Source organism: Mesorhizobium sp. M1307, assembly GCF_040318155.1.
Taxonomy (GTDB): domain Bacteria; phylum Pseudomonadota; class Alphaproteobacteria; order Rhizobiales; family Rhizobiaceae; genus Mesorhizobium.
In genome coordinates this window covers 148010-174001 of sequence record NZ_JAMYLR010000001.1, presented here as the reverse complement: position 1 = coordinate 174001, position 25992 = coordinate 148010, and the positions used below count along the sequence as shown (strand labels likewise).

The following is a 25992-nucleotide window of genomic DNA, read 5'->3' as shown; positions in this document are numbered from 1 at the left end:
GCCAAAGATGCGACCTCCTTTCCCCACCGATAAGATTGCATTATCCGAATGGACTATGCGATATCATGCATGAATGGACCGCGATCTGCTTAGCCACCTACCTATAATCGTTGCCGTCGCGCGGCGTGGCGGCTTCGCGCCGGCAGCCGCCGAGCTCGGCATGAGCCCGTCAGCGGTCAGCCATGCGGTTCGGCTGGTAGAGGAGCGAATCGGCCAGCCGTTGTTTGCCCGCACCACGCGCAGCGTCTCGCTGACCGAGGCTGGCACCGCGCTTGTCGCTGCGGCGGAGCCGGCGCTGGAAGACATTGCCGACCGGATCGAACGTATCCGGTCTGTCAAAGGCCGGGCAAGCGGACTGCTCAGGATCAACGCGCCGCGTTTGGCGCTGCCTCTGGCGCTCATGCCCATCCTGACGGCGATGGCGGAACGTTACCCTGACGTGACGGTGGAGATCGTCACCGACGAACGTCTGAGCGATATCGTCGGCGAGGGTTTCGACGCCGGCATCCGGCTGGGCGAGATGATCGCCGAGGATATGGTGACGGTGCGACTGACAGGGCCTTTCCGCAGCATCATCGTTGCCTCGCCGGCCTATGTCGGCCGGCGCGGGCGGCCATGGGCGTTGGCCGATCTCGCCGCGCACAACTGCATCGGCTATCGGCTGTTGCGATCACGTGCGCTCTATCGCTGGGATCTATCCGATCAGGGCAAGGATATCAGCGTCGAGACACGCGGCAGCGTGGTCGTCAGCGATCCGCTGTCGGCAAGGGAAATGGCGCTTGCCGGCATCGGCCTCGCCTATCTGTTCGAGCCGCTTGTCAAGCCTGACATCGAGGCAGGCCGGCTGGTCGAAGTCCTTGGCGAGGCATCGATCGAGGAACCGGGACTGTTCCTCTATTTCCCGCGCCGCGCCGCGATGGCCCCGAAGCTCCGCGCCTTCATCGACACCGCGCAAGAAATCGGCCGGGCATCCTCGCGGATACCCGGCCGAAAAAAGCCTTTCAAACGAATAGTTACTTCTTGACCGCTGCCGCGACTTCCGCCGCGAAATCGGTCTCTTCCTTCTCGATACCCTCACCGAGCGCGAAGCGCAGATAGGCAGCGATTTTGGCTGGCGCGCCTATTTCGCTCTCGGCATCCTTCAGCGCCTTCTCGACGGTAATGTCGGGATTGAGCACGAAAGCCTGCTTGAGCAGCACGACCTCTTCATAGAACTTGCGCAAACGGCCTTCGACCATCTTCTCGATGATCGCTTCCGGCTTGCCGGACTGGCGCGCCTGGTCGGCGAAGATCGCCTTCTCGCGTTCCACTGCGGCCGGATCGAGCTCTTCGGTGGTCAGGGCCATCGGATTGGTGGCAGCGACATGCATGGCAACCTGACGGGCGAAGGCGTTGGCGGCATGCGCGTTGCCCGTCGTCTCGATGGCCACCAGCACGCCGAGCTTGCCAAGGCCGTCGGCGACCGCATTGTGAACGTAGGTTGCGACAGCGCCGTGCTCGACAGTGAGCTTGGCCGAGCGGCGGAAGCCCAGATTCTCACCGATGGTGCCGACAGCGTCCTTGATGGTCTCGGCGACCGATTTGCCCGAGCCCGGATAGGGAGCGGCGGCAACGGCCTCGGTCTTGCCGCCATAGGCAAGCGCGACCTTCGCGACATTGGCGACGATCTCCTGGAACGCAGCATTGCGGGCAACGAAGTCCGTCTCGGAATTGACCTCGACGATCGCTGCCTCGCGGACGCCGGAATCTACGCCGATCAGGCCTTCGGCAGCGGTACGGCCAGCCTTCTTGTCGGCCTTGGAAATGCCCTTCTTGCGCAGCCAGTCGATGGCTTCTTCCATATTGCCGTTGGTCTCGTTTAACGCCGCCTTGCAGTCCATCATGCCCGCGCCGGTCAAGTCGCGGAGTTCTTTGACCTGTGCAGCCGAAATGCTCATTGTCGCCTCTTTGTCTAAATGCACTGACGCACCATCGATTTTCGATGATGCGCCTGGTGCTGGTAGCGCTTACCGCGCCAACATATTGGAAAGATGAAGGCCGCAGCCGGCCTTCGCTACTATGCTTCCGGGGTCTGGGCTACCGGGCTCTCGGCGGCCGGGGTCTGATCGAGCGCCGGCTCGACCGGAGCCTCGACCGATGCGCCGATATCGACACCGAGCGCGCCCTGCTGACGGGCGATGCCGTCGATAGCTGCCTTGGCGATCAAATCGCAATACAGCTGGATGGCGCGGGCCGCGTCGTCATTGCCGGGGATCGGGAAGTCGATCTTGTCCGGGTCGCAGTTGGAATCGATGATGGCAACGACCGGGATGCCGAGACGCTTGGCCTCGAGAATGGCGATCGCTTCCTTGTTGGTGTCGATCACGAACATCAAATCGGGCGTCGAACCCATATCCTTGATGCCGCCCAGCGCCTTGTCGAGCTTCTCACGCTCGCGGTCGAGGTTGAGGCGCTCCTTCTTGGTCAGGCCCTGAGCCTCGCCGGCCAGCATTTCGTCGAGCTTGCGCAGGCGCTGGATGGAATTCGAGATCGTCTTCCAGTTGGTCAGCATGCCGCCGAGCCAGCGCGAGTTGACATAGTACTGGGCCGAGCGCTGCGCGGCATCGGCGACGATGTCGGAGGCCTGGCGCTTGGTGCCGACGAACAGCACGCGGCCGCCCTTGGCAACAGTGTCGGAAACCTGCTTCAGCGCCTGGTGCAGCAAAGGCACCGTCTGCGAGAGGTCGATGATGTGTATGTTGTTGCGGGCGCCGTAGATATAGGGCGCCATTTTCGGGTTCCAGCGGTGGGTCTGGTGGCCGAAGTGAATACCAGCTTCCAATAGCTGGCGCATGCTGAAATCAGGCAGAGCCATTCTTATTTCCTTTCCGGTTAGCCTCCACGGACACAGGCATTTTTGGACTTTGTCCTCGAACGCCACCGGAGGTTTCAGCCGGATTTCTCCCGGGCAGACACCAAAGTCCGTGTGTGGAATGAGCGCGCATATAGAGGGGAAGCGCGACAAACGCAAGCGTTGTGGCGTCTTGTGTTTCAGCGTGCGGCGATCAGCGCACCGGTGTCATCGCCGCATCTTCCCCTTCGGCACCCGCACACGCCGGAAAACAGCGATGATCTCCTCGCGGGTGCATTCGATGGCGCCTAGCCGCACTGCGCGGTCGCGCTCGAACCCGGTTATGTCATAATGCGGTGCCGATGTCTTCGGCGGTCCTTGGTAGGACGCGCGCTTGATGCCGAGCTGCCCGGCAAAGCGATGCAGCTCGTCGGTGTCGTCTGCCAGCAGATGACACCAGCGGTGGCCGACCCATTTCCAGATCGCCGCATCGACATAGACCGCCATGAGGCTTGCCGCACTCCTTCATCTTGCGCCGACCAACACATCGCTAACGATGATAGAAGGGATTGGCATAGAAAATGAAGCCGCCGCCGGCCTCGAGTTGCGTCATCGTCCTGGTGACGGTCTCCTGCATCCGGTCGTGCAGTTCGGCGAGTGCCTCCTCGACGGAGCCTTGATAGGCGTGCAAACCTAGCGGCTCCGGTACCCGGACATAGGCGCGGCGTGGGCCTGCCGGCTGCGGCACGAAACGGTTGATCGTATCGCGCAGCGTACCCTTGCAATAATCGTTGCGGATCCGCTTCAAATGTTCGGCGATCTCCTCCTGCGTGGTGCGCGGGTTGGCTGAAGCCCACGGCCCGACACGCTGCACGCGCTGGATTGTATCCGCCAGCATTCGGACCTGCTTCTGGCTTCCACTGCCATCCGTGTCTTCCCGCAGCCAGCGCCGCGAACGGCGCAAAAGGTCGGCATTGTCGAGCGTGCCGGCGTCGACCGAGACAAGTTCGGCAAGGCGACGGCCGAGTTGGGTCAGCAGGTCCTTTTGACGTGCGTCATACGAAGCCCGCTCATCGGACCGCAGGCCATATGCAGCCTCATCGCGCGACAGCAACGTCGCATAGATATGATGGATGCGCTCCGGCAGCGAATCGGCGGCACAGCGTTCGATCTTCAAGCTGTGCTCGACATAGGCGCATTCCCTTGCCAGCGCTGCCTCGACATTCCCCGTGAAAGCAAGCTTCCAGATCACGGGCGCGATCCAAACCTTGAAATCCGGATCCGTCAGGCGGCCGCGCTTCAGCGCCTCGAACCCCATTTCGACCGCGCCCGGCAGCAGCGGGGCAATGATGTTGGCATGCCAGCCGACACCGCCTTCGGGATGCAGGAGCACGCCGTGCCCCTTCAGCGCCCAGGCCACCGAATGTTCCTTGGCGGCCGCGCTGTTGCCCGGGATTTGCGCGATCAGATTGTTGGCCAACCAGAATTTCTGCATCAGCCGGCCAAGCCCGTTGACGACGCCGTGCGTGGCCCAGGATGCCGCCAGCGGGCTCACCCGCGAGACGACCTCCTTGTCGATCATCCAGTCGGTAAAGAATTCGGGATGGTTGGGCGTGATGAACGTCGCCTTGCCCGCGCCGCAACAAGCCTTCAGCCTTTGCCGGTCATCCTCTGGAAAATCGATGTGGCGGACGTTGGCGACGCCGCGCAAACCGGCCAGACGGTTGAATGGCAACAGGTCGCGAAAGCCTGGAATGCCGTGCAGCATGACAATCCGGTTGACGAATGTCATGGCGTTGATCAGCGTCGCATTGGGCCGCGGCGCCACAAAAACGTCGATCCTGCTCAACCTGCTCCCCCGCGGCGCATACCGTCATAAGACGTTGATAGGCAATTGCGGCATGCTCAAGTCGATGCGACTTGCCGCGCAAGATTAAGCGCTACTATCCCGGATAGCGGCCGGCGGCTTGCCGTTCACTCGAGCTTATTTAGACGGGCAGGTCTTTGGCTGATCGAACAGTGACAGATTGACCAATTTGCCGGTCATCGAGAACTCGCCATAGTCCATGACGAGATCGCGCGTGATGCCGTTCTTGTGCAGCTTGAAGCTGATCCGGTATTCCGGCACCTCCTCGCCGCCTTTGTCGGCATCATCGAAATAGGCGATGTCGACCGGCCAGTATTTGTCGGTGGCGAGCTTGGCCAGCGCCGGCGCTTCCGGATCGGCATTGTCGGCATCGGCTTGCTTGCCGACGACGACGGTGGTGGTCACCACCTTGTTGGCATCCTCAGAGCCGTCGAACAGGTTGGTTTCGTAGAAACGCTCGCCCTTTTCCGCCTTGCCGATCATTTCGACCATTTGCTGGGTCGGGAACTGGGTCGGCGCGAGTTCCAGGCTGTTCTTCTCGGGCTTGTCGATATCGACCTTGAGACCGTTGGCTTCCTTCGTTGCGGTACCCTTGACCTCCTTGTCGAGGTTCTGGTCGACAAAGGATTTGTTCACGAAGGAGAAGGTCTTGCCCTCGGCATCCTCGAAGGTGGTCATCTGCTGGTCGGTCAGCCTGGTGTTGTCGCTGGTTACGATCTGGGTCACCAAACGAAACTTTACCGTATAGCCCTCGCAAGGCGAGCCGTTGAACTCGTAGACCATGCGGCCGGTGATGCCGGTAATGCCGGAACGGTCTGAAGCCTTGTCGAGTGAAATGTCGTAAACAGCACGATGCGCCTGCAGCGCAGGCACCGCAAAAGCGGGAGCCGCCCAGGAAGCCGCTGTCAAGAGAACGGCGTTGAATGCGAGGCGCGTTGCGCGCATGGGGTGCTCCGATCATCGCGGCTAATGGCAAGCCGCATGGAAAGATGGTCCAGCTTAAAAAAAGTCGTGGCGGAAGCGAGGCAAAAATAGCAATTTCGGCCCGGCCTGCGCGGCACCTTCAAGCAATAGGGAAATAGCATGAGCGAAACAATCGAAAAGCGGCTAAGCGATCTCGGCGTGACGCTGCCGGCCGCCGCCGCGCCCGCCGCCAATTACGTGCCCTATTGCCGGACCGGCAATCTGCTGTTCACCGCCGGGCAGTTGCCGCTCAAGGAGGGCAAGCTCCAGGCGAGCGGACTGCTTGGCCGCGATGTCGACACCGCGACCGGCAAGGAAGCCGCAAAATACTGTGCGATCAACATATTGGCCCAGGCTCAGGCGGCACTTGGCGATCTCGAGAAAATCCGTCGCTTGGTGAAGATCACCGTCTTCGTCGCCTCGGCACCGGATTTTGTCGAACAGCATCTGGTTGCCAACGGCGCCTCGGATTTTCTCGCCGCCGTGCTCGGCGATCGCGGCAAGCACGCTCGCTCCGCCGTCGGCACCGCCTCCCTGCCGCTTAATGCCGCAGTGGAAATCGAAGCGATCTTCGAAGTCGAATGACCGGGACTGCAACCATGACCGATCTTTCCTGGCTGACCGCCCGGCCCGTCGCCCATCGCGGCCTCCACGACATGAACAAGACGCGCTGGGAGAACACCCTTTCCGCCTTCGCTGCGGCGGCCGAGCGCGGCTACGCGATCGAATGCGACGTGCACCTATCATCCGACGGCGTCCCCGTCATCATCCACGATGGCGATCTGCGGCGGCTGACCGGCGAGGACGGCTTCGTCTGGCAGCGTACGGCTGCCGAGATCACGGCGCTGAAGGTCGGCGGCACCGCCGACCATTTGCCGACGCTGCAGCAGGCGCTTGATCTGGTCGACGGCCGTGTGCCGATGGTTGTCGAGCTGAAAGGTGCTGCCGGGCACGACGAAGGCCTGGTCGAAAGCGTCGGCAAGATGCTCAAGCATTACAAGGGCAAGACCGCGATCATGTCGTTCGACCATTGGCTGATCCGCGACTTCCCGAAATATGCACCCGGCATACCCGGCGGGTTGACCGCCTACGGCAACGACAACCACCTGATCGAGGCGCATTTCGCCATGCTGGCGCATGACATCGCCTTCACCTCCTACGCTGCCGGCGACCTGCCGAACCGGTTCGTCTCCTTCGTGCGAGAGAGACTCGGCATGCCGGTGATCACCTGGACCGTGCACGACCAGCCTGCCGTCGACCTGACCTTCAAATATGCCGACCAAATGACGTTCGAAGGATTCGAGCCCGATCTGGTACGGCTCGCCTGAGCGGGCTTGTATGGGTCCGCAGCGAGCTTAAGTAAGCCTCATGGATCAAGGGGACGACTGCGAAAGACAAACGGCGAATGCGGAGCTGTCGATCCGCATCGCCGCAGGCATCGGCGCCTTTACCAGCGCTGAATGGGACAGCCTCGGCGGCACTACACGCGGCGATGCAGAATACGGCTACAACCCACTTGTTTCATTCGCTTTTTTGAGCGCGCTGGAAGATTCCGGCTGCGCTGTTCGGCGCACCGGCTGGCAAGGCCATCACCTCAGGCTGGAAACCGCGCGAGGCAAGCTGCTCGGGGCGGTCCCCTGCTATCTGAAGTCGCACAGCCAGGGCGAATATGTCTTCGACCATGGCTGGTCGGACGCGTTCGAACGCGCCGGCGGGCGCTACTATCCGAAGCTGCAATGCGCGGTGCCGTTCACACCCGTCACCGGCCCTCGCCTGCTGGTCGGCAGGGGCGAGGACAGCCCCACCGTCAAGGCCGGTCTTGCGACCGGCCTGAAGGCGGTGACGGATAAGCTCGGCGTGTCTTCCGCGCATGTTACTTTCGCGCCGGAGGACGACGTCCAGATATTGGCGGCGGCCGGCTTCCTTCATCGCACCGACCAGCAGTTTCACTTCTTCAACGAAGGCTTTTCGAGCTACGACGATTTTCTCGCAACGTTAGCCTCGCGCAAGCGCAAGGCAATGAAGAAAGAGCGGCGCGAGGCCCTCGCCGACGGCATCTCGATCGACTGGCTGACCGGCAAGGATCTGACCGAAAAGGCCTGGGACGACTTTTTCGCGTTCTACATGGATACCGGCAGCAGGAAATGGGGCCGGCCCTACCTCAACCGGGATTTCTTCTCGCTGATCGGCGAACGCATGGCCGACGACATCCTGCTGGTCATGGCCAAACGCAACGGGCGCTACATTGCAGGTGCCATCAACTTCATCGGTTCAGACGCGCTCTACGGCCGCAATTGGGGCTGCATCGAGGACCACCCGTTCCTGCATTTCGAGGTCTGCTACCATCAGGCGATCGATTTCGCCATCTCGCGCAGCCTGAAGGTGGTGGAAGCCGGTGCGCAGGGCGAGCACAAGCTGGCGCGCGGCTACCGGCCCGTGACGATGCATTCGGCGCACTACATCGCCCATCCAGGTCTGCGCAATGCAGTGGCCGACTACCTCCAACGCGAGCGGCGCGAAGTCGAGCGGATGAGCGAATATCTGGAAGAGCACACCCCGTTCCGCAAGGACATGGCGGAGTAGAGTAGCGAGCCCCAATCGCTCAGCCGAGCGGGCCGGCACGGCCGATGTCGACCGATCGTCTTGCCCGCCCGGAACAGCTTCGCTACACGAGACAGCGAGCCAAGAACCGGAGCGCGCGCCATGGCCGAAGCAACCTACGACAGCAGCAACATCTTCGCCAAAATCCTGCGCGGAGAAATCCCTTCGCACCGCGTCTACGAGGATGACGCGGTCATCGTCTTCATGGATGTGATGCCGCAAGGACAGGGTCACACGCTGGTGGTGCCGAAAGCGCCGTCGCGCAACCTGCTTGACGCGGATCCGGCGGTGCTTGGCCCGCTCTTCGCTCACGTCCAGAAAGTTGCGCGGGCCGTAAAGAAGGCCTTCGATGCCGATGGCGTCACGGTTATGCAGTTCAACGAACCAGCTTCGGGGCAGACTATCTTTCACCTTCACGTCCATGTCATTCCGCGCTTCGAGGGCATTCCCCTGAAACCGCACAGCGGACAGATGGAAAAGCCTGAAGTCCTGGCCGAAAACGCCGGCAAGATACGGATGGCGCTGGCAAGCTGAACCGGCGCAAACCGCTCCGGCAGGCGCCGAGTGCTTAACCGGAAGGTGTCACAAAAAAAGCCCCGTTTCCGGGGCTTTTTTACTGGCTGGTTCGTCAGTTCTTACGCGGCAGTTGCGGCACAAGGCTGCGCTTGCCGCCGTCCTTACCCTTGGGCTCCGGCTTCTGCGCCACCGCCTTTTTCGCGGCGGGCTTCTTCGCCACCGCCTTCTTGGCCTTCGGCGCGTCGTCCGGCTCTTCCTTCTTCGGCTTCACCGGCGCCTCGTCGGCGAGCGATTCGAGCTTCAGGCCGGTCTCGCCGGTTTCCTTCTTCTCGACGGTGACACGTACTGTGCCGCCCTTCTTGAGCTTGCCGAACAGCACCTCGTCGGCCAGCGGCTTCTTGATGTGCTCCTGGATGACACGGCCAAGCGGCCGGGCGCCCATGCGCTCGTCATAGCCCTTGTCGGCCAGCCATGCGATCGCCTCCTGCGACAGGTCGAAGGTCACGCCGCGCTCGGAAAGCTGTGCTTCCAGCTGCATGACGAACTTCTGCACCACCTGATGGATGACCGGCACCGGCAGCGAGCCGAACGGAATGATCGCATCGAGACGGTTGCGGAACTCCGGCGTGAACAGCCGGTTGATCGCCTCGACATCGTCGCCTTCGCGCTTGGTCGAACCGAAACCAATGGCCGCGCGCTGCGCGTCGGACGCGCCCGCATTGGTGGTCATGATCAGGATGACATTGCGGAAGTCGATCTGCTTGCCGTTGTGGTCGGTCAGCTTGCCGTGATCCATGACCTGCAACAGGATGTTGAACAGATCCGGATGCGCCTTCTCCACTTCGTCCAGCAACAGCACGCAATGCGGATGCTGGTCGACGCCGTCGGTCAGAAGGCCGCCCTGGTCGAAGCCGACATAGCCGGGAGGCGCGCCGATCAGCCGTGAAACGGTGTGGCGTTCCATATATTCCGACATGTCGAAGCGGATCAGCTCCACGCCGAGCGAGGCGGCGAGCTGCTTGGCCACTTCCGTCTTGCCGACACCGGTCGGACCCGAGAACAGGTACGAGCCGATCGGCTTTTCCGGTTCGCGCAGGCCGGCCCGCGCCAGCTTGATGGCCGAGGTCAGCGCGGTGATCGCGGTGTCCTGGCCGTAGACGACGCGCTTCAACTCGATGTCGAGGCCTTGCAGCACCTTCTCGTCGTCGGCGGAAACTGTCTTCGGCGGGATGCGCGCCATCGTGGCGATCGTCGCTTCGATCTCCTTGATGCCGATGGTCTTCTTGCGCTTGGCTTCCGGCACCAGCATCTGCGAGGCGCCGGTCTCGTCGATCACGTCGATCGCCTTGTCCGGCAGCTTGCGGTCGTTGATGTAACGCGCCGAGAGTTCGACCGAAGCCTTGATCGCCTCGCTCGTGTAGCGGACCTTGTGGAACTCCTCGAAATAGGGCTTGAGGCCCTTCATGATCTCGATGGCGTCCTCGACGGTCGGCTCGTTGACGTCGATCTTCTGGAAGCGCCGCACCAGCGCGCGGTCCTTCTCGAAGAACTGCCGGAACTCCTTGTAGGTGGTCGAGCCGATGCAGCGGATCGCGCCCGAAGACAGCGCCGGCTTCAACAGGTTCGACGCATCCATGGCGCCGCCGGAGGTGGCCCCTGCCCCGATCACGGTGTGGATTTCGTCGATGAACAGCACGGCGCCGGGATAATCCTCGAGCTCCTTGACGACCTGCTTCAGCCGCTCCTCGAAATCGCCGCGATAGCGGGTGCCGGCCAGCAGCGTGCCCATGTCGAGCGCGAAGATGGTGGCATTGTGCAGCACTTCGGGAACGTCGCCCTCGACGATGCGCTTGGCGAGGCCTTCGGCGATTGCCGTCTTGCCGACGCCGGGATCACCGACATAGAGCGGGTTGTTCTTGGAGCGGCGGCACAGCACCTGGATGGTCCGGTTGATCTCGCTCTCGCGACCGATCAATGGATCGATTTTGCCGGCCTTGGCCTTGTTGTTCAGGTTGACGCAATAGGCAGTCAGCGCGTCCTGCTGCTGCTTCTTCTTGCCGCCTTCCTCTTGCGGCTCGGCCCCGCTCTGGCTGCCTTGCTCGTCGTCGGCGCCGCGCGGCGTCCGCGTCTCGGAAGCGCCGGGACGCTTGGCGATGCCATGCGAGATGTAGTTGACCGCGTCGTAGCGGGTCATCTGCTGTTCCTGCAGGAAGTAAGCGGCGTGGCTCTCGCGCTCAGCGAAGATGGCGACGAGCACGTTGGCGCCGGACACCTCCTCGCGGCCTGACGACTGCACATGGATCACCGCGCGCTGGATGACGCGCTGGAAACCGGCAGTCGGCTTGGAATCTTCATCGTAGCCGGTGACGAGGTTGTCGAGCTCGGTGTCGATATAGGTGAGGACCGTATGCTTCAACTCGTCGAGATCGACGTTGCAGGCACGCATGACGGCCGCCGCCTCGGTGTCGTCGATCAGGGCGAGCAGCAAATGTTCAAGGGTTGCATATTCATGGTGCCGCTCATTGGCGAGCGTCAGCGCTTGGTGAAGCGCCTTTTCCAGGCCTTGGGAGAAAGCCGGCATGTTACCTCACTTCTTCTCCATCACGCATTGCAGCGGATGCTGATTCTGTCGGGCGAAATCCATGACCTGAGCCACTTTGGTCTCGGCCACCTCGAATGTATAGACCCCGCACTCGCCCACCCCATGATTGTGAACATGAAGCATTATGCGTGTGGCGGCTTCGCGGTCCTTCTGGAAAAAGCGCTCCAGCACGTGGACCACGAATTCCATGGGTGTGTAGTCGTCGTTAAGAATGAGAACCCGATACAGACTGGGCTTCTTGGTCTTGGTTTTTGTGCGCGTGATGACGGCCGTGCCGCGACCGGCCTCATTGCCGTTGCTGCCGTTCTGCATTCGCACCACGTAGCTCGTGGCAGTCAAACCTGTAGTCACGTAGTCCTGCCTCTTTCGAATCCTCATGCATGCTCGACATGTAGGTGTTCGATGGACGATTTTAAGCCCTTCTGTTTAGCTGACAATATGGCTAGGTGGCCAAACTTGACCGATTTTTCAAATCGTGAAGACCGCAGGCCCCCGATTTCGAGCTGGCATGAAAAAACCCGGCCGCGCGTTCGCGACCGGGTCTGTCTTTGCGAGCCCAGGGGGCCGGCTCGGAATGTTCGTCGAATTTACTTCGCCTTGGCGACGATCGATTCGAACGGCTTGTAGGCTTCCTTGGCGAGTTCGGCATAGAGATCGCCAAGCTTGGTGGCTTCCGTGACGAAGCTCTCATAGGACTGCTTGGCATAGTCGGACTGGATCTCGATCGCCTTGTCCAGCGACTTGGCGGAAAAGAGCTTCTCGACAGCGGCGCTACCGGCTTCGAAGCTTTTCTTGGTGTACTCGCCCGCCTCGGCGGCGATAGCCTGCGCACCCTTGGACAGCGAGGCGAAGCTCTTCAATCCGGTGTCCGCAAATTCCTTGCCGTATTTGCTGAAATCTTCATAGGTCTGGGTCATTTCACGCATTCCTTGAACGGTTGCCTTGGACGATAGACGCGGCTTGTCCGGGCCGCGTTGTGCAATGCGTGTAAATATATTGTGCAGTGCACAAAAGTCAAGATTCCCGCGGCAATGCGCATCGTGAGCTGCCGGCAATCGCTAAGATTCGAATAAAGAGAAGCTCAATCACACAGAAAATGGTGAACGCGGCGGTTACCATAAACGGATTGGTAACGCTGCCCGCGTTAGCGTGGCCGGAGGTGAGGCAGGACCCTTTGCCGCCTCCAAGGCAACGGAAATTCAAAGGAACTATCAGTGCGTAAGGCGTTGTCGGGCTTCGTTTCCAAATCCGCGTCCCCCCTCAAAACGATCATGATCCTCGCTATGGCGATGAGCTTCGTCGTCGCGGACGCGGCCTCATCCATGGCGGCCAAGTCGGCGGCCATCGTCATCGATGCCAAGACCGGCAAGGTGCTTTATTCGTCGGACGCCGATGGCCGGCGCTATCCGGCGTCGCTTACCAAGATGATGACGCTCTATCTGACGTTCGAGGCGTTGGCGAAGGGCAGGATCAGCAAGAATTCCCCGGTCGTGTTCTCGGCCAATGCCGCTGCCGAACCGCCGACGAAGCTCGGCGTCAAGCGGGGCGGCTCGGTCACGGTCGAGACCGCGATCCTGTCGATGGTGACCAAATCGGCAAACGATTCCGCAACAGCGCTTGGCGAGATGCTCGGCGGCAACGAAGCCAATTTCGCCCGCATGATGACCGCCAAGGCGCGGGCGCTGGGCATGAGGGGAACCGTTTTCCGCAACGCCAACGGCTTGCCTGATCCCGGCCAGTTCACGACCGCGCGCGACATGGCGATGCTCGGCATCGCCCTGAGAGAGCATTTCCCGCAATACTACGGTTATTTCTCGCAGCGCTCCTTTCTTTACGGGCGGCAGCGCATCAACGGCCACAATCGTCTGCTCGGACGCATCAAGGGCGTCGACGGCATCAAGACCGGTTACACCCGCGCCTCCGGTTACAATCTGGTCTCCTCGGTCTCGGATGGCGATCGGCGCATCGTAGCGGTGGTCATGGGCGGCAGGTCCGGCGGCAGCCGCGACAGCCAGATGGCCGGGTTGATCAATGCCTACATGCCGCAGGCGTCGTCGCGCGGCGGCGGCGTGCTGATTGCCAAGGCCGGCGGCGGCAATCCGATTTCAGCCTTGGCCAAGGTGCTTCTACCGAAGCATGACGCGCCGACACCGGACGGTAAGCCGGACGACGATGCCGTTGCCTCTCTTGTCGAGGAAAATGCGCCCGTCGTTGAAGAGACCGCTCCGGTCGTCCAGGCCAAGAGGGTCAAGACGACGGCTGTGTCGACGGTGGACGACGTGGCGACAGCCCGGGTCGCCGCAGCCTATGCCGAACCGGCGGCAGAGGTCGATCCGGTCAGCACCGCGTCAGTGCCATCCGGCTGGGCAATACAGGTCGCCTCTTCCCCAAAACAGGCCGAAGCGAAGGCTTTCCTCGACAAGGCGACGAAGCAGGCGCCCTCCGTTCTGACCGATGCCTCCGGTTTCACCGTCGCCTTCGACAAGGACGGTGTCACCTACTACCGCGCCCGGTTCGGTGGTTTCGGTTCGAAGACCGCCGCCTGGAAGGCCTGTAACGCTTTGAAAAAGAAGAAGATCGAGTGCTACGCCGTCCAGCAGTAAGGGCGCGAAACGATATCTTTCCCGAAGGTTCTGCGTCGAAGGAGACTAGTTGTGATTGGAGAGCAAGACGTCCTTGGCTTCATTGATCCGCGCCGCCAGGAAAGACGTGCCACCGATATCGGGGTGCAGGCGCTGCATCAGGCGGCGGTGCGCCTTGCGGACATCCGCCGCGGCAGCCCCCGCTTCAAGACCAAGGATCTTGTAGGCCTCCTCCTTAGTCATGGCGCCAGAACCTGGCGCAACACCCAGCCCTTCGCCACCATTCGCATCAGCGTCTTTGCGCCAGATGGGAAATCTGCCGTCAAGATACGTCTCTAGCAATTGGCGGCTCTCCGGATCGCCGGAGAGTTCGCGATAGAGTTGCTGCAATTCGGCAAGCCCCATCGAGCCAAGCATCTTGCCTTCATGGCGCCCGGCCAGCACAAGGCCTTCGAGGCCGCCGGTATCGTGATCGAGTTCCATCTCAAGCGCCGCCGTACGAACTGTCGAACGCTTGCCTGTTGCCAGTTTGGCTGCCGGCCGATTCATGCGCATGGAGCCGTACCAGGCGAGCGCAGCCGACAGGATCAAGCCGCCGATGCCCTCGCGCCCGACCAGCAGCACGGCGACGCCGACCAGCCCGAGCAGCACAGGTCCAAGCGTCCTCATGCCGCCTGCAAGCTTCGCCGGATCGGCGCGCAGGAAGATGGTGAGCATGCCGAGAAACACCAGAAGCAATGCTACGAAAGCGATAATCGCGCCCATCAGTTTCCGCCGCCCCGCATATGCTCGATCATCAGCCGGTCCTCCGGCCTGCCCCGGGCCTCCAGTGCCTTCAGCCCGCCGGTCGCAAACACGGCGACGGACGAAAGCAGGCCGGCCAACGTCGCGGCAGCCCGCCGATCGAACCGGAACCAGGCCCCTTTCGACAGCCGCGCAATTTCCTTGAACGCCTTTTCCGCAGCGGCATCATGGCCCTCCTGAAAGACGAAGACAGGAACGCCGTGCAGACCGAGGCTGCCGGCCTTTTCGGCCAGATCATCTATGTTTTCTTCCATCGCGTCGCCGATATAGACCAGCGCGTTGACCTTGGCCGCCGCCGTCTGTTTCAGCGCGTGGGCGAGCACCTTGCCGATCTGGGTATGGCCGCTGCGGCAGTTGATGCGCGTCATCAGCTGTTTCAGAGCTGCGGTATCGGTGACGAATGCGGATGAGCGGCACTCGCCAAGGCCGCGAAAATAGACAAGTTGAACCTTGAGCGCCCCGGCCTTGCCGACGGCGTCGAACATCTCGGCCTGCAGCGCACAGGCGAGATCCCAGGTCGGCTGGCGGCTCATTGTCGCGTCGAGGGACAGGATCAGCCTGCCTGAACCGGTGGCGGATGCAGCGAGCGTCCTTGCCTGACGGAGAAACGCGTCGATCTCGCCGGTGCTCGATTGAGACTCGACCGGCGCAGGATTGGCCCTTGCAGGCACGGGCTGCTTCTTGTCGCTCATGACATTCAAGATGTGGCGTTGTTCCCCGGCTTGCAAGCCCAGATGAGGTGACCTGGAGGACCTGTGATGATGGCACCTGCGGACAACGCTTCGGCTGGTGGTCTTGGCGTTGCGTTTCTCGGCGTCAGAGCAGGCCGAGATCGGCAAGCTCACGCCTGAGCTTCGGCGGCATCTCGATCAGCCCGGCTTTGCCCTTGCCGAGATCGGCCGGCGCGTCCGCCGGCTTCAGGTAGCGCCACCCCTGGAATGCACGGCGCGGTTGCCAGTCTGTGCGCACGACCTCGGGATCGAGGATCAGATGGCAACGGCCGATGCCCTCGTCATCGGTGAAGGGCCGGATTTCGGTGATCAGCTGGCGGCATTGGACATTGCCCTTGATCACCCAGTAGAGCGAGCCGCCGTCGGTAATCTCGGCGCCACGCGTCGGCACCATGCGGGTGGTGTGGTAGTGCTCGGCCGGTTCGCCGGCGCGGCGCCGCTCGTCGAGACGGAAGGCAATCCACTCTTCCAGATCCTCGACGCTGTCACAGCCGACGCAAAGCTTTATGAGATTGAGAGACATCGTTTAAGGTTTAGTCCAGCACGCGAACGCGTCAACGGCCTGATCGACTTCTCCACAGTGGTGGTCCATGCCGCCAGATTGGCGCTCAGCACTCCACGACATTGACGGCCAATCCGCCAAGGCTGGTTTCCTTGTACTTTTCGTTCATGTCGAGGCCGGTCTGGCGCATCGTCTCGATCGCGGCATCGAGCGGCACGAAATGAACGCCGTCGCCCTTGATGGCCAGCGAAGCGGCGGTCACCGCCTTGACGGCACCAAGCGCGTTGCGCTCGATACACGGCACCTGCACCAGGCCGCCGACCGGATCGCAGGTCATGCCGAGATGATGTTCCAGCGCGATCTCGGCAGCATTCTCGACCTGCTCGGGCGTGCCGCCCATGACGGCGCACAATCCCGCCGCAGCCATTGCCGAAGCCGAACCGACCTCGCCTTGGCAGCCGACTTCCGCGCCCGAGATCGAAGCATTGGTTTTGATGATGCCGCCGACGGCCGCCGCCGTCAGCAGGAAATCGCGGATGCTGGGCTGGTCGGCTTCGGGATGGAAATGCAACCAGTAGCGCAGCACTGCGGGCAGAGTGCCGGCCGCCCCATTGGTTGGCGCGGTGACGACACGGCCGCCGGCAGCGTTCTCCTCATTGACCGCCATCGCATAGATCGACAGCCAGTCGTTGGCGAGCAGCGGGTTAGGCCGGTTCTGCTGCCATTGCTCCTGCAGCTTGTCGTGCAGCATCCGGGCACGGCGGCGCACCTTGAGTCCGCCCGGCATGATGCCGTCTTGCGACAGGCCGCGCGCGATGCAGCCCTTCATGGCGCTCCAGATGCCGTCGAGGCCGGCGTCGAGCTCCCCGCGCGACATCTGTGTCTCCTCGTTGACGCGCTTCATCTCGGCAATGGAAAGCCCGCTTTTCGCTGCCATGGACAGCATTTCGACGGCGTTCTTGAACGGATACGGAACCTTCTTGCGTTCGGTTGTCGCCGAGCCCCTTGCTTTCATCCGCTGCAGTTCTTCCTCGGACACTACGAAGCCGCCGCCGATCGAATAATAGACGCGCCTCAGCAGCAACCGGTCGCCGGCATCATGGGCAGAGAAGGCCATGCCGTTGGCGTGACCCGGCAGCGGCGTCCTGCGATCCAGCACAAGATCCGTTGCCGGGTCGAAACGGTAGGACGGATGGCCGGGCGGCGAAATCCGCTTCTCGGCGGCGATGCGAGCGACGATGCCGTCTGCTAGGTCGGGATCCACAGTCTGCGGCGTCTGGCCGGCGAGGCCGAGCACCACGGCACGATCGGAGCCATGGCCGATGCCGGTATAGGCGAGCGAGCCATGCAGGCTGGCCGCGATCCGGTCGACCTTGGCGCCGGCCGGGCGCGGCCAGTCGTCTCCCGCAATCTCGTCGAGAAACCGCCGCGCGGCCGTCATCGGCCCCATCGTGTGCGAACTCGATGGGCCGATGCCGATCTTGAACAAGTCGAAAACCGAAAGGAACACGTGGGCGTTTTCTCCTGGGACCCTGTTGAGATCTACATATAGGAATTCCCATGATGTTTTCCGCTGTTTTAAGGACCGCCGCGCTGCGCCTGCCGACCTCGTTTGCTCCGGCAGCGACATTCCAGCTTCGGCCATCGAAGCGTCCCCTCCGCCTGTGGTAAAAGCAACGCATGAGCGATTCCTTTCATCTATCGATGGCCGACCTTGCGGCGCTGGGGTTCTTCCTTGCCGCGTGGGTGCTGCATACGCTCGCCGCCGACGGAATGCTGGTCAGCCGCATGTCGCTGACGAGGGCTATGAACGCGCAGCGCGAGGCCTGGATGCGGACCATGGCCGAACGCGAGATCCGCATCGTCGACACCGCTATCATGAGCGGGCTACAACAGGGGACCGCCTTCTTTGCCTCCAGTTCGCTGATTGCGATCGGCGGCTGTTTTGCCCTGCTCGGCGCCTCCGATCAGGTTCTGACCGTGCTCAGCGACCTGCCGTTTGGCGCCACGTCCTCACGCGCGGCCTTCCAGACGAAGGTGTTCGGGCTGGTGCTGATCCTGGCCTTTTCCTTCTTCAAGTTCGGCTGGGCTTACCGGCTGTTCAACTATTGCTCGATCCTGATCGGCGCCGTGCCGATTCCACATGGCGAGGCGTCGCGCAATCCGGTCACCGAAACGGCGGTGTGGCGTGCCGCGCGCATGAACATGCTGGCCGGAAAGCATTTCAATTCGGGCCTGCGCGGCGTGTTCTTCTCGATCGGCTATCTCGGTTGGTTCGTCGATCCCACCGTCTTCGTGCTATCGACGCTGCTGCTTCTGGCGGTTCTGGTGCGCCGCCAGTTTTTCTCGGCGGCGCGGCAGGCGGTGCTCGGTCACCCGCCCGGTCCGGGGAAAGGCCGATCGATGCGGCCCGACAGCCAATAGGCGGTGAGCCCTATCCATTCGCGGATCGCAACAGTGGTGACCTCCAGCCAGTCGCCGGGATAAGGCAAGGTGCCGATGCTTTCCTTGCCGGAAGTGCGATAGTCGGCCGGCCACGGAACGGTCGAAAAGCCGGCTTTGTCGAACAGCGCCTTGGCGCGTGGCATATGGAAGGCCGAGGTCACCAGCAACCAGGTTTCGCCCGGTTTCGGCGTCACCAGTTCCCTGGTAAAGACAGCGTTCTCGTAGGTGCTGCGGGATTTGTTCTCGAGGATCAGCCGATCGGCCGCCACGCCGAAAGCGGCAAAAAGACGCGGCGCGGTATCTGCATCGCCTTCGCCGCCGCGGAACGTTTCGATGCTGCCACCGGAGATAACGACTTTCGCTGTCGGAAAGCGCCGCGCCAGCACGACCGCCTCGACCATCCGGTCGCCGCTGGAGTTCATTTCATAGCCGCCACGCACCAGATTGACGGCGCCATCCAGACTGCCGCCAAGCACTATGATACCGTCAACCTTTTCCGGCAGCGGCGGCCTGGGGAAGCGTTCCTCCAGCCGATTGAGCATCATGGGGCCGAGCGGGCTCCATGTCGAAACCGCCAGAATGAGGAAGGCAAGAGCGCTGCCGGCGGTCGCCAACCGTCGCCGCCCGAACATCGCCGCGACCAGCCCCGCCAGCAGCAGGAAGATCGCGAGATTCAACGGCTCGACGAAGAACCCGAGAACCTTGGAGACATAGAAGAACATCCCTCACCCCCCTCAGATGAGAAACGATCTTACCACCATTTTTCCGGCTGAAATGTGCCGGCCGCCTTTTCGATGACATGGGCAGTCTGGAACAGCGTTTCCTCGTCGAAGGGCCGGCCGATCAGCTGCAGGCCGAGCGGCAGCCCCTTGGCGTCGAGCCCAGCCGGAACCGCTATGCCGGGCAGGCCGGCCATGTTCACCGTCACCGTAAAAATGTCGTTGAGATACATCTTGACCGGGTCGGCGGCCATGTCCTCGTCGGCGATGCCGAAGGCGGCGGAAGGCGTTGCCGGCGTCAGGATGACGTCGACGCCTGCTGCAAACACATTTTCGAAGTCACGCTTGATCAGGGTTCGAACCTTCTGCGCCTGTAGATAGTAGGCATCGTAGTAGCCGGCGGAAAGCACATAGGTGCCGATCATGATGCGGCGCTTGACCTCCCGCCCGAAGCCGGCGGCGCGGGTCTTTTCATACATATCGACAATGTCCTTGCCGGGCACGCGCAAGCCATAGCGGACGCCGTCGTAACGGGCGAGGTTGGACGAGGCTTCGGCCGGCGCCACGATGTAATAGGCCGGCAGCGCGTATTTGGTATGCGGCAGCGAGATATCGACGATCTCGGCACCAGCATCCCGCAGCCAGGCAATGCCTTTCTGCCACAGCGCCTCAATCTCCGCGGGCATGTCGTCGACACGATATTCCTTGGGAATGCCGACCTTCATGCCCCTGATCGGGCGGCCGATCGCCGCCTCGTAGTCCGGCACCGGCAGGTCGACGGACGTCGTGTCCTTCGGGTCGACCGAAGCCATCGACTTCAACAGGATCGCGGCATCGCGCACGTCGCGCGCGATCGGCCCGGCCTGGTCGAGCGACGAGGCGAAGGCTACGATCCCCCAGCGCGAGCAGCGGCCATAGGTCGGCTTGATGCCGACTGTGCCAGTGAAGGCGGCGGGCTGGCGGATCGAGCCGCCGGTATCGGTGGCGGTGGCGCCGGCGCACAGGAAGGCCGAGACCGCTGATGCGGAGCCACCGGACGAACCGCCCGGCACCAGTTGGGCATTGTCCAACGTGCGCGCGGTCCTGGTGCCGCCCGCCGAAACGAAGCCGCCCTCGCCCTGATGCGTCGTCGGCATCACCACCGTGTCGAGGCGCGAACGCCGCCACGGGTTGATGACCGGCCCGTAATACGAGGTCTCGTTGGACGAGCCCATGGCGAACTCGTCCATGTTGAGCTTGCCGAGCATGACGGCGCCATCCGCCCACAGATTGGCGGTGACCGTCGATTCGTAGCGCGGCTTGAAGCCGTCCAGCACATGGCTGCAGGCCTGGGTGTGGACGCCTTCGGTGCCGAACAAATCCTTGATGCCGAGCGGGATACCCTCGAGCGACCCGCCCTCGCCCTTGGCCAGTTTCGCGTCGGAGGCCTTGGCCATGTCGCGCGCCTTGTCGTCGGTGACCACCACGTAGGCATTGAGCGCCGGATTGGCTCGCTCGACCGCCGATAGATAAGCCTCGGTGATTTCGGTGGCGGTGATCTCCCTGGAGCGCAATTTGGCGCGGGCCTGCGAAATCGTCAGCTGGGTAAGGTCGCTCATCAGGCAAGGCTCTTTTCGTAAAACACCGACCACTCGGAATCGGGATAATCCAGTACCGGGCCGCAGCGCGAAAAACCGGCGCGTTCGTAGACGGTCCAGGCGGCGGGATGACGGTTGCCCGTCTCCAGCACCAGACGCTTAAGCCCTTCTTGGCGCGCCAGCGCCTCGATACGCTCGACAATCTTCGCGCCGATCTTGTGGCCGCGATGCGAAGGTCGCGTATACATGCGCTTGACCTCGCCGACGACAGCATCGTGGCGCTTCAGTGCGCCGCAACCGATGGCAAGGCCGTTGTCGCGGGCGATGAAGACGGTCGTGTCGCGGTCCGCCATCTGCTCGACCGTCAAATGGTAGCAATGCTCCGGCGGCGTCAGCTCCAGCAATGTGGCGTTGAGCTCCTCGACCAGCCCACGCACATCGTCCTGCAGCGGCGTCTCAGCCGCGATGTCGATTGCCATCGGCCTGCTACTCCACGACCTTCGGCACAAGGAAGAAATTCTCTTCGGTCGCCGGCGCGTTGGCGACGATGTCGGCTGCCTTGCCGCCGTCGGTGACGACGTCCTGGCGCTTTTTCATTGCCATCGGCGTGACCGAGGTCATCGGCTCGACGCCGGAAACATCGACCTCGTTCAACTGCTCGACAAAGCCCAAAATGGCGTTCAATTCGCCGGTCATGCGCTCTGCATCCTCCTCGCTCACCGCAATACGGGCAAGATGCGCGACGCGCTTCACGGTTTTTATATCAACGGACATGTTTGTGCCTCGGGGAAAACCAGCGCTATAGCGGCGCGGCGCGTGCCGCGCAACATGCATCGTGCCTTCAACTGCCCTATGGCATCGCCACGCCGTCGCAGAGGAAATAACTGCCGCCGTTGCCGCTCTGCTCGCCTTCGTCGGCGGCAGGCCGAACCGATACCAGGTCGATCTGCTTCGGGCTCATCTGTGTCAGTGAGAGAACATCGGGAAAGACGTAGCCCGGCTCCTGGCATATAGCGGTCACCGCCCAGCTTGGTGAGCGTGTCGCTTTGGTGATCTGCAGGAATTCACAATTATATTCGATGCTTTCCAGGCCATTTGCCGACAGCACGATATTGCCGCCCTCGATCACCGTCTGCAGCGTATCCTTTTTGGCCTGCGCGCAGAGGTCCTCCGATTGCAGATAGACGCCCTCGATGAAATTTTCCGCGGCCAGCGTCGGCGACGCGGCAACCAGCATGGAAAGGCAAAGAGAATTTCTCAAGCGCATCGTATCGTTCCGGACCGGCTTTCTTTACAGCGTAATCGTCTCGCCGATCTTCGGCAACGCAACTTTCACACCCGATCCATCCAGCCCGGCCACGAATTTGTCGGCGGTCTGATCGATCATCGGAAATGTGCCGAAGTGAGCGGGAACGACCGTCTCGAACTTGAAGAAACGCTGGCAGGCAAGGGCTGCTACCGCGCCACCCATGGTGAAGCGGTCGCCGATCGGCACGATGCCGATCTTCGGTTCGTGCAACTCGTTGATCAGCGCCATGTCGGAAAAAATGTCGGTGTCGCCCATATGATAAAGCGTCTTGTCCTCGGGAAAGTGCAGGACGAGCCCACCCGGATTGCCGAGATAGGTATTCTGGCCACCCTCGCCCGGAAAGGACGATGAATGCAGAGCCTGAACGAAGGTTGTGGTGAAGCCGCCGCAATCGACTGTGCCGCCGATATTGCCGGGATTGATCTGCTTGTCACCGACGCCCTTGCCGACCAGGTACATGAAAATCTCGAAATTGGCGACCAGCATCGCGCCGCTCTTCTTGAGCACTTCGATGGCGCCGCTGATGTGGTCGCTGTGGCCATGGGTGAGCAACACGTGCGTGATCCCTTCGGCCGGCCCTTCCCAGCCGCCCGTCCATGACGGATTGCCGACCAGATAGGGGTCGATGAGGATTTTCGCGCCTTCGATTTCGATTCGGAATGCCGAATGTCCGTACCAGGTCAGTTTCATCAATGCTTTCCTCGATTTTTGCTTCGGTAGAGGATAGAACGCCGACGGCGAAATTAAAGTGCCGCGCACGCTTTGCGCGTATAGGACGTGCGGCGTCGCGGTCAAAGGAAAAGCCGTTGGGCATCATCACCACCGAGGAGTTGCCGGCCCGGCTCGGCGGCGGCAAGACCCTGGCCGGTCTCGACCTCGGCGACAAGACAATCGGCGTGGCGGTTTCCGACCGCGGCTTGTCGTTCGCGCACCCGCGCCCTGTCATCATGCGCAGGAAATTCTCGCTCGATGCCGCAGTGCTGCTCGCTCTGCTGCAGAAGGAAAATGCCGGCGCCGTGGTGATCGGCCTCCCCATCAACATGGACGGCTCCGAGGGCCCGCGCGCCCAAAAATCCCGCGCTTTCGTGCGCAACATGGCTGGATTGACCGATCTGCCCTTCCTCTTTTGGGACGAACGGCTGTCGACGGTGGCGGCCGAGCGGACGCTGATCGAGATGGATTTTTCCCGCAAGAAACGCGCCGGCAAGATCGATTCTGCGGCGGCCGCTTTTATCCTCCAAGGTGTTCTCGACCGGCTTCAGGCGCTCGGCGTCGATGCCTGGTCGAAATAGCGGTTGCGCATCGCCGTGATCCAGCCACCAATCGCCTTGCGGCGGCGAAATGCCCAGAACGCCACCAGCAGCAGCCCATCGAACACGCAAGCTTTCGCCACCATGCCCGGAATAAGCGCCGGATCAACGCCGAGCATCTGTCCATAGAGCTGGAAGACGAGATCGTGTAATTGGCGGCTCAGCATGACATAGCCGAAATTGATGTCGTTGAGCGACAGAAAGAACCAGCCCCAAAACAAGAGGAGCGGAGCCGCCCACAGCGCGAACAAGGTGCGCATCAGCGGTCATCCCTCGAATCCAGCCGGCCGGAAATGCGGGCAAGCGAGGAATTATGCGCCGCTGCCTTGGCCATCACATGCGCGGCCGCTCGGATTTCGCCGGTCCCTGGAACTGCCGCGGCAACGGTCGACCGCCGCTCCGCGAGCATCGCGACATAGGACGCCAGAAGTGCCGCCAATTGCACCGCGACAATCATGAACAGCCCATTGATGCCTTGCGCGGCGCCGCCGATGACGATCAGCGACAGCACGCCCAAGGCGGAAATGAAGGCGATTCGCATGACGCTATCGGCGGGATCCGGGTTGGTCCTGTCGCTGGTCAGTGCTTCAACAAAGGCCCAGCAGAACAGCACCGCGACGACAAGCAGTGCCACGGCGAGCGGCGCCACGACGACGGCGTTTTCGAGATCGGCAGATCGAGTGTTCTGGACGGGAACGCCCAGTACGCCAAGGGCCGTCGCCACGCCTCGATTCCCGTCGATGCAAATGAACGCCAGCAGGGCGAAAACGGCCGCCCAATGCAATGCCAGAAAAGAGCTCAGAATATGCCGCATGACGCTCCTGCTTCGCAGGGCAAAGCCGCTCAAGCTGAACAATCCTTGCCTTAACCATAACACTGGGCTTTGCCACCGGCCGCCGCAACGGAAACCATTCGTTAAGGTTAACGGCCATCCACAGGGTCGCGAGAGCGGCAGCGAATTGGGCGACGGCCCTTAGTTGATCGGCGGGTAGAGCGTATCGATGATCATGCGCGCATCATGGCGGGAATCGATCATGCCATAGGTATTGCGCCACTGGCCGGCGAGGCGCGTTTCGACGAAGGCGTCGGCGATCCGCCCTGCCCCCAGCCTGCGAAGCTCTGCTGCCGCCGCCGACAATGCCAATTGCTCGGTCAAGAGCCGCGCCGAGCCCTCGTCGGTTGCAGCGACCTGCATTGCCGCCTTGAGCACGCCGACGGTGCCGCGTCCGCCGGCGCCGAGATCGCGGTCGATGCCGGCCAGCACGTCATCGAACAGGCCGGGTGCACGCCCCAGCACACGTAGCACATCGAGCGCCATGACGTTGCCGGATCCCTCCCAGATCGCGTTGACCGGAGCTTCGCGATAGTAGCGGGCGAGCGGCCCCTCCTCGACATAGCCATTGCCGCCGAGGCACTCCATCGCTTCATAGAGCAGCGGCGGCGCAATCTTGCAGACCCAGTATTTGACCACCGGCGTCATGGCGCGCGCGAAGGCCGCCTCGCCGCGGTCGCCGGCCGCCTCGTCGAAGGAGCGCGCCAGCCGGAACGACAGCGCGGTAGCGGCGGCAACGTCGAGCGCCATATCGGCCAGCACACGCTGCATCAGCGGCTGCTCGATCAGATTGGTTCCAAACACCTTGCGGTGGCGCGTGTGGTGGACGGCCTCGGCCAGTCCGGCCCGCATGATCGCCGATGAGGCGACGGCACAGTCGAGCCGCGTCAGGGTCACCATGTCCATGATCGTCTTCACGCCCGCGCCCGGCTCGCCGACCATCTCGCCGATGGCGTTGACGAATTCCACCTCCGACGAGGCATTGGAGCGGTTGCCGAGCTTGTCCTTCAGCCGCTGAAAGCGGAAGCCGTTGCCGGATCCGTCGCCGAGCAGGCGGGGTACGAGAAAGCACGACAGTCCCTCCGGCGCCTGTCCGAGCACCAGGAAGGCATCCGACATCGGCGCCGACATGAACCATTTGTGGCCGGTCAGGCGATAAAACCTGCTGCCCGCGCGCTCCGCCCTGGTGACGTTGGCGCGGACATCGGTGCCGCCTTGCTTCTCGGTCATGCCCATGCCGAGTGTCAGCCCGGCTTTTTCGACCGGCGGCTTTTGGCTTTGATCGTATTTGCGCGTCGTCACCCGGGGCGCCCATTCGCGAAACAGCTTCGGGCTGGCCATCAGCGCCGCCAGCGAAGCGCTGGTCATGGTGATCGGGCAGAGATGCCCGGTCTCGAGCTCAGCCGTGAGGTAAAAGCGCGCGGCGCGCACCTGGTGGCGGCGGCCTATCTCGGCATCGCCATTCTCCCAGACCGACGAATGCAGCCCGTTGGCGACCGAGCGGCGCATCAGTGCGTGATAGGCGGGATGGAACTCGACCTGGTCGATGCGCCGACCCTGGCGGTCGTGGGTCCTGAGCTTCGGCGTCTCGACATTGGCAAGACGGGCCAGTTCCTGCGCCTCATGGGTCAGAACGAAACGGCCAAGCCCGTCGAGGTCCTTGCGCACCGGTTCGGAAAAGCGCTCGGCAAGCTGGATCAGCAACGGATCGCCCCGCCAGGCGTTGCCGCCGGCCAGCGGCGGCGGCTGGTTGGTCACGTCGTCAGTCACGCTTCGTCCTTATCACCTGAAGGCAGCGAATC

The 25992-nt window shown here is 62.3% G+C and carries 29 protein-coding genes; 8 read left to right on the top strand and 21 right to left on the bottom strand.

The annotated features are described in order from the left end of the window. Nucleotides 1–73: 73 nt before the first annotated feature. The gene (locus NKH16_RS00820) at nt 74–1024 is read left to right on the top strand and encodes a LysR family transcriptional regulator (protein ID WP_352742696.1); all 951 of its coding nucleotides are present in this window, start codon (nt 74–76) and stop codon (nt 1022–1024) included. Here the strand turns inward: NKH16_RS00820 and tsf are convergent. The 5 genes from tsf to NKH16_RS00795 all read right to left on the bottom strand — a co-directional run bounded on the left by tsf (nt 1014) and on the right by NKH16_RS00795 (nt 5642). Next, complete coding sequence (gene tsf, locus NKH16_RS00815) at nt 1014–1937, bottom strand: translation elongation factor Ts (protein ID WP_352471655.1); 924 nt, start codon at nt 1935–1937, stop codon at nt 1014–1016. The two genes, NKH16_RS00820 and tsf, sit on opposite strands and share 11 nt — an antisense overlap. Before the next feature lie 119 nt (nt 1938–2056). Further along, entirely contained in the window at nt 2057–2854 is a 798-nt protein-coding gene (rpsB, locus tag NKH16_RS00810) for a 30S ribosomal protein S2 (protein ID WP_352742695.1), read from the bottom strand. 204 nt (nt 2855–3058) lie between these two features. Continuing rightward, entirely contained in the window at nt 3059–3337 is a 279-nt protein-coding gene (locus NKH16_RS00805) for a DUF4031 domain-containing protein (protein WP_352742693.1), read from the bottom strand. 43 nt (nt 3338–3380) lie between these two features. Beyond that, nucleotides 3381–4679: a lysophospholipid acyltransferase family protein gene (locus NKH16_RS00800; RefSeq protein ID WP_352742691.1), complete on the bottom strand. Its 1299-nt coding sequence runs from the start codon at nt 4677–4679 to the stop codon at nt 3381–3383. Nucleotides 4680–4814: 135 nt separating this feature from the next. Continuing rightward, complete coding sequence (locus NKH16_RS00795) at nt 4815–5642, bottom strand: cell envelope integrity EipB family protein (RefSeq protein ID WP_023674927.1); 828 nt, start codon at nt 5640–5642, stop codon at nt 4815–4817. 138 nt (nt 5643–5780) lie between these two features. Between NKH16_RS00795 and NKH16_RS00790 the strand changes: the two genes are divergently transcribed. The 4 genes from NKH16_RS00790 to NKH16_RS00775 all read left to right on the top strand — a co-directional run bounded on the left by NKH16_RS00790 (nt 5781) and on the right by NKH16_RS00775 (nt 8795). Then, nucleotides 5781–6245, top strand: coding sequence for a RidA family protein (locus tag NKH16_RS00790; RefSeq protein WP_352448812.1), 465 nt, complete (start codon nt 5781–5783; stop codon nt 6243–6245). Nucleotides 6246–6259: 14 nt separating this feature from the next. Next, nucleotides 6260–6988, top strand: a complete 729-nt coding sequence (locus tag NKH16_RS00785) for a glycerophosphodiester phosphodiesterase (protein WP_352742689.1) — start codon at nt 6260–6262, stop codon at nt 6986–6988. Nucleotides 6989–7028: 40 nt separating this feature from the next. Further along, entirely contained in the window at nt 7029–8243 is a 1215-nt protein-coding gene (locus NKH16_RS00780) for a GNAT family N-acetyltransferase (RefSeq protein WP_352742687.1), read from the top strand. Between the two features lie 120 nt (nt 8244–8363). Then, the gene (locus NKH16_RS00775) at nt 8364–8795 is read left to right on the top strand and encodes an HIT family protein (protein WP_352502384.1); all 432 of its coding nucleotides are present in this window, start codon (nt 8364–8366) and stop codon (nt 8793–8795) included. 94 nt (nt 8796–8889) lie between these two features. Here the strand turns inward: NKH16_RS00775 and clpA are convergent, their stop codons facing one another. From clpA to NKH16_RS00760, 3 genes are all read right to left on the bottom strand, one after another. Continuing rightward, entirely contained in the window at nt 8890–11358 is a 2469-nt protein-coding gene (gene clpA, locus NKH16_RS00770) for an ATP-dependent Clp protease ATP-binding subunit ClpA (protein ID WP_352742685.1), read from the bottom strand. A 6-nt stretch (nt 11359–11364) separates the two neighbouring features. Next, on the bottom strand, nt 11365–11691 hold the full coding sequence (gene clpS / locus NKH16_RS00765; RefSeq protein WP_023674921.1) for an ATP-dependent Clp protease adapter ClpS: 327 nt from the start codon (nt 11689–11691) through the stop codon (nt 11365–11367). Nucleotides 11692–11966: 275 nt separating this feature from the next. After that, nucleotides 11967–12296 (bottom strand): phasin family protein, encoded by a 330-nt coding sequence (locus NKH16_RS00760; RefSeq protein WP_023674920.1) that lies wholly within the window; start codon nt 12294–12296, stop codon nt 11967–11969. Nucleotides 12297–12593: 297 nt separating this feature from the next. Between NKH16_RS00760 and NKH16_RS00755 the strand changes: the two genes are divergently transcribed. Further along, the gene (locus NKH16_RS00755) at nt 12594–13982 is read left to right on the top strand and encodes an SPOR domain-containing protein (RefSeq protein WP_352742683.1); all 1389 of its coding nucleotides are present in this window, start codon (nt 12594–12596) and stop codon (nt 13980–13982) included. Between the two features lie 45 nt (nt 13983–14027). Here NKH16_RS00755 and NKH16_RS00750 read toward each other — a convergent pair whose 3' ends face one another. From NKH16_RS00750 to NKH16_RS00735, 4 genes are all read right to left on the bottom strand, one after another. Further along, nucleotides 14028–14726 carry a DnaJ domain-containing protein gene (locus NKH16_RS00750; RefSeq protein ID WP_352742681.1) on the bottom strand — a complete coding sequence of 233 codons (699 nt, stop codon included), beginning with the start codon at nt 14724–14726 and terminating at the stop codon, nt 14028–14030. After that, nucleotides 14726–15457, bottom strand: coding sequence for a vWA domain-containing protein (locus tag NKH16_RS00745; RefSeq protein ID WP_352471664.1), 732 nt, complete (start codon nt 15455–15457; stop codon nt 14726–14728). The genes NKH16_RS00750 and NKH16_RS00745 overlap by 1 nt, the downstream gene beginning before the upstream one ends. Nucleotides 15458–15581: 124 nt before the next feature. Beyond that, nucleotides 15582–16019 (bottom strand): DUF1489 family protein, encoded by a 438-nt coding sequence (locus NKH16_RS00740; RefSeq protein ID WP_352466463.1) that lies wholly within the window; start codon nt 16017–16019, stop codon nt 15582–15584. A gap of 85 nt (nt 16020–16104) precedes the next feature. Continuing rightward, the gene (locus tag NKH16_RS00735; RefSeq protein ID WP_352897953.1) at nt 16105–17508 is read right to left on the bottom strand and encodes an L-serine ammonia-lyase; all 1404 of its coding nucleotides are present in this window, start codon (nt 17506–17508) and stop codon (nt 16105–16107) included. 170 nt (nt 17509–17678) lie between these two features. Here NKH16_RS00735 and NKH16_RS00730 point away from each other — a divergent pair, with 170 nt between their 5' ends. Then, on the top strand, nt 17679–18422 hold the full coding sequence (locus NKH16_RS00730; RefSeq protein ID WP_352742677.1) for a DUF599 domain-containing protein: 744 nt from the start codon (nt 17679–17681) through the stop codon (nt 18420–18422). Here the strand turns inward: NKH16_RS00730 and NKH16_RS00725 are convergent. From NKH16_RS00725 to NKH16_RS00700, 6 genes are all read right to left on the bottom strand, one after another. Beyond that, nucleotides 18371–19165 (bottom strand): YdcF family protein, encoded by a 795-nt coding sequence (locus NKH16_RS00725; RefSeq protein WP_352742675.1) that lies wholly within the window; start codon nt 19163–19165, stop codon nt 18371–18373. The genes NKH16_RS00730 and NKH16_RS00725 overlap by 52 nt on opposite strands. 29 nt (nt 19166–19194) lie before the next feature. Beyond that, nucleotides 19195–20760 (bottom strand): amidase, encoded by a 1566-nt coding sequence (locus NKH16_RS00720; RefSeq protein WP_352593462.1) that lies wholly within the window; start codon nt 20758–20760, stop codon nt 19195–19197. Then, nucleotides 20760–21218, bottom strand: a complete 459-nt coding sequence (locus NKH16_RS00715; protein WP_352897949.1) for a GNAT family N-acetyltransferase — start codon at nt 21216–21218, stop codon at nt 20760–20762. The genes NKH16_RS00720 and NKH16_RS00715 overlap by 1 nt, the downstream gene beginning before the upstream one ends. A 7-nt stretch (nt 21219–21225) precedes the next feature. Continuing rightward, a complete protein-coding gene (gene gatC, locus NKH16_RS00710; protein WP_023674910.1) occupies nt 21226–21513 on the bottom strand; it encodes an Asp-tRNA(Asn)/Glu-tRNA(Gln) amidotransferase subunit GatC in 288 nt (95 codons plus the stop codon). A gap of 76 nt (nt 21514–21589) precedes the next feature. Beyond that, nucleotides 21590–22006: a hypothetical protein gene (locus NKH16_RS00705; protein ID WP_352636760.1), complete on the bottom strand. Its 417-nt coding sequence runs from the start codon at nt 22004–22006 to the stop codon at nt 21590–21592. Nucleotides 22007–22030: 24 nt separating this feature from the next. Then, nucleotides 22031–22738, bottom strand: a complete 708-nt coding sequence (locus tag NKH16_RS00700; RefSeq protein WP_352742673.1) for a metal-dependent hydrolase — start codon at nt 22736–22738, stop codon at nt 22031–22033. Between the two features lie 116 nt (nt 22739–22854). Here NKH16_RS00700 and ruvX point away from each other — a divergent pair, with 116 nt between their 5' ends. Continuing rightward, nucleotides 22855–23340, top strand: a complete 486-nt coding sequence (gene ruvX / locus NKH16_RS00695; RefSeq protein WP_352742671.1) for a Holliday junction resolvase RuvX — start codon at nt 22855–22857, stop codon at nt 23338–23340. Here ruvX and NKH16_RS00690 read toward each other — a convergent pair. The 3 genes from NKH16_RS00690 to NKH16_RS00680 all read right to left on the bottom strand — a co-directional run bounded on the left by NKH16_RS00690 (nt 23307) and on the right by NKH16_RS00680 (nt 25960). Further along, nucleotides 23307–23618 carry a DUF6105 family protein gene (locus NKH16_RS00690; RefSeq protein WP_352455732.1) on the bottom strand — a complete coding sequence of 104 codons (312 nt, stop codon included), beginning with the start codon at nt 23616–23618 and terminating at the stop codon, nt 23307–23309. The two genes, ruvX and NKH16_RS00690, sit on opposite strands and share 34 nt — an antisense overlap. Further along, a complete protein-coding gene (locus tag NKH16_RS00685) occupies nt 23618–24172 on the bottom strand; it encodes a hypothetical protein (RefSeq protein WP_352742669.1) in 555 nt (184 codons plus the stop codon). The genes NKH16_RS00690 and NKH16_RS00685 overlap by 1 nt, the downstream gene beginning before the upstream one ends. A gap of 159 nt (nt 24173–24331) precedes the next feature. Further along, nucleotides 24332–25960, bottom strand: a complete 1629-nt coding sequence (locus NKH16_RS00680) for a DNA alkylation response protein (RefSeq protein ID WP_352742668.1) — start codon at nt 25958–25960, stop codon at nt 24332–24334. Nucleotides 25961–25992 lie beyond the last annotated feature (32 nt).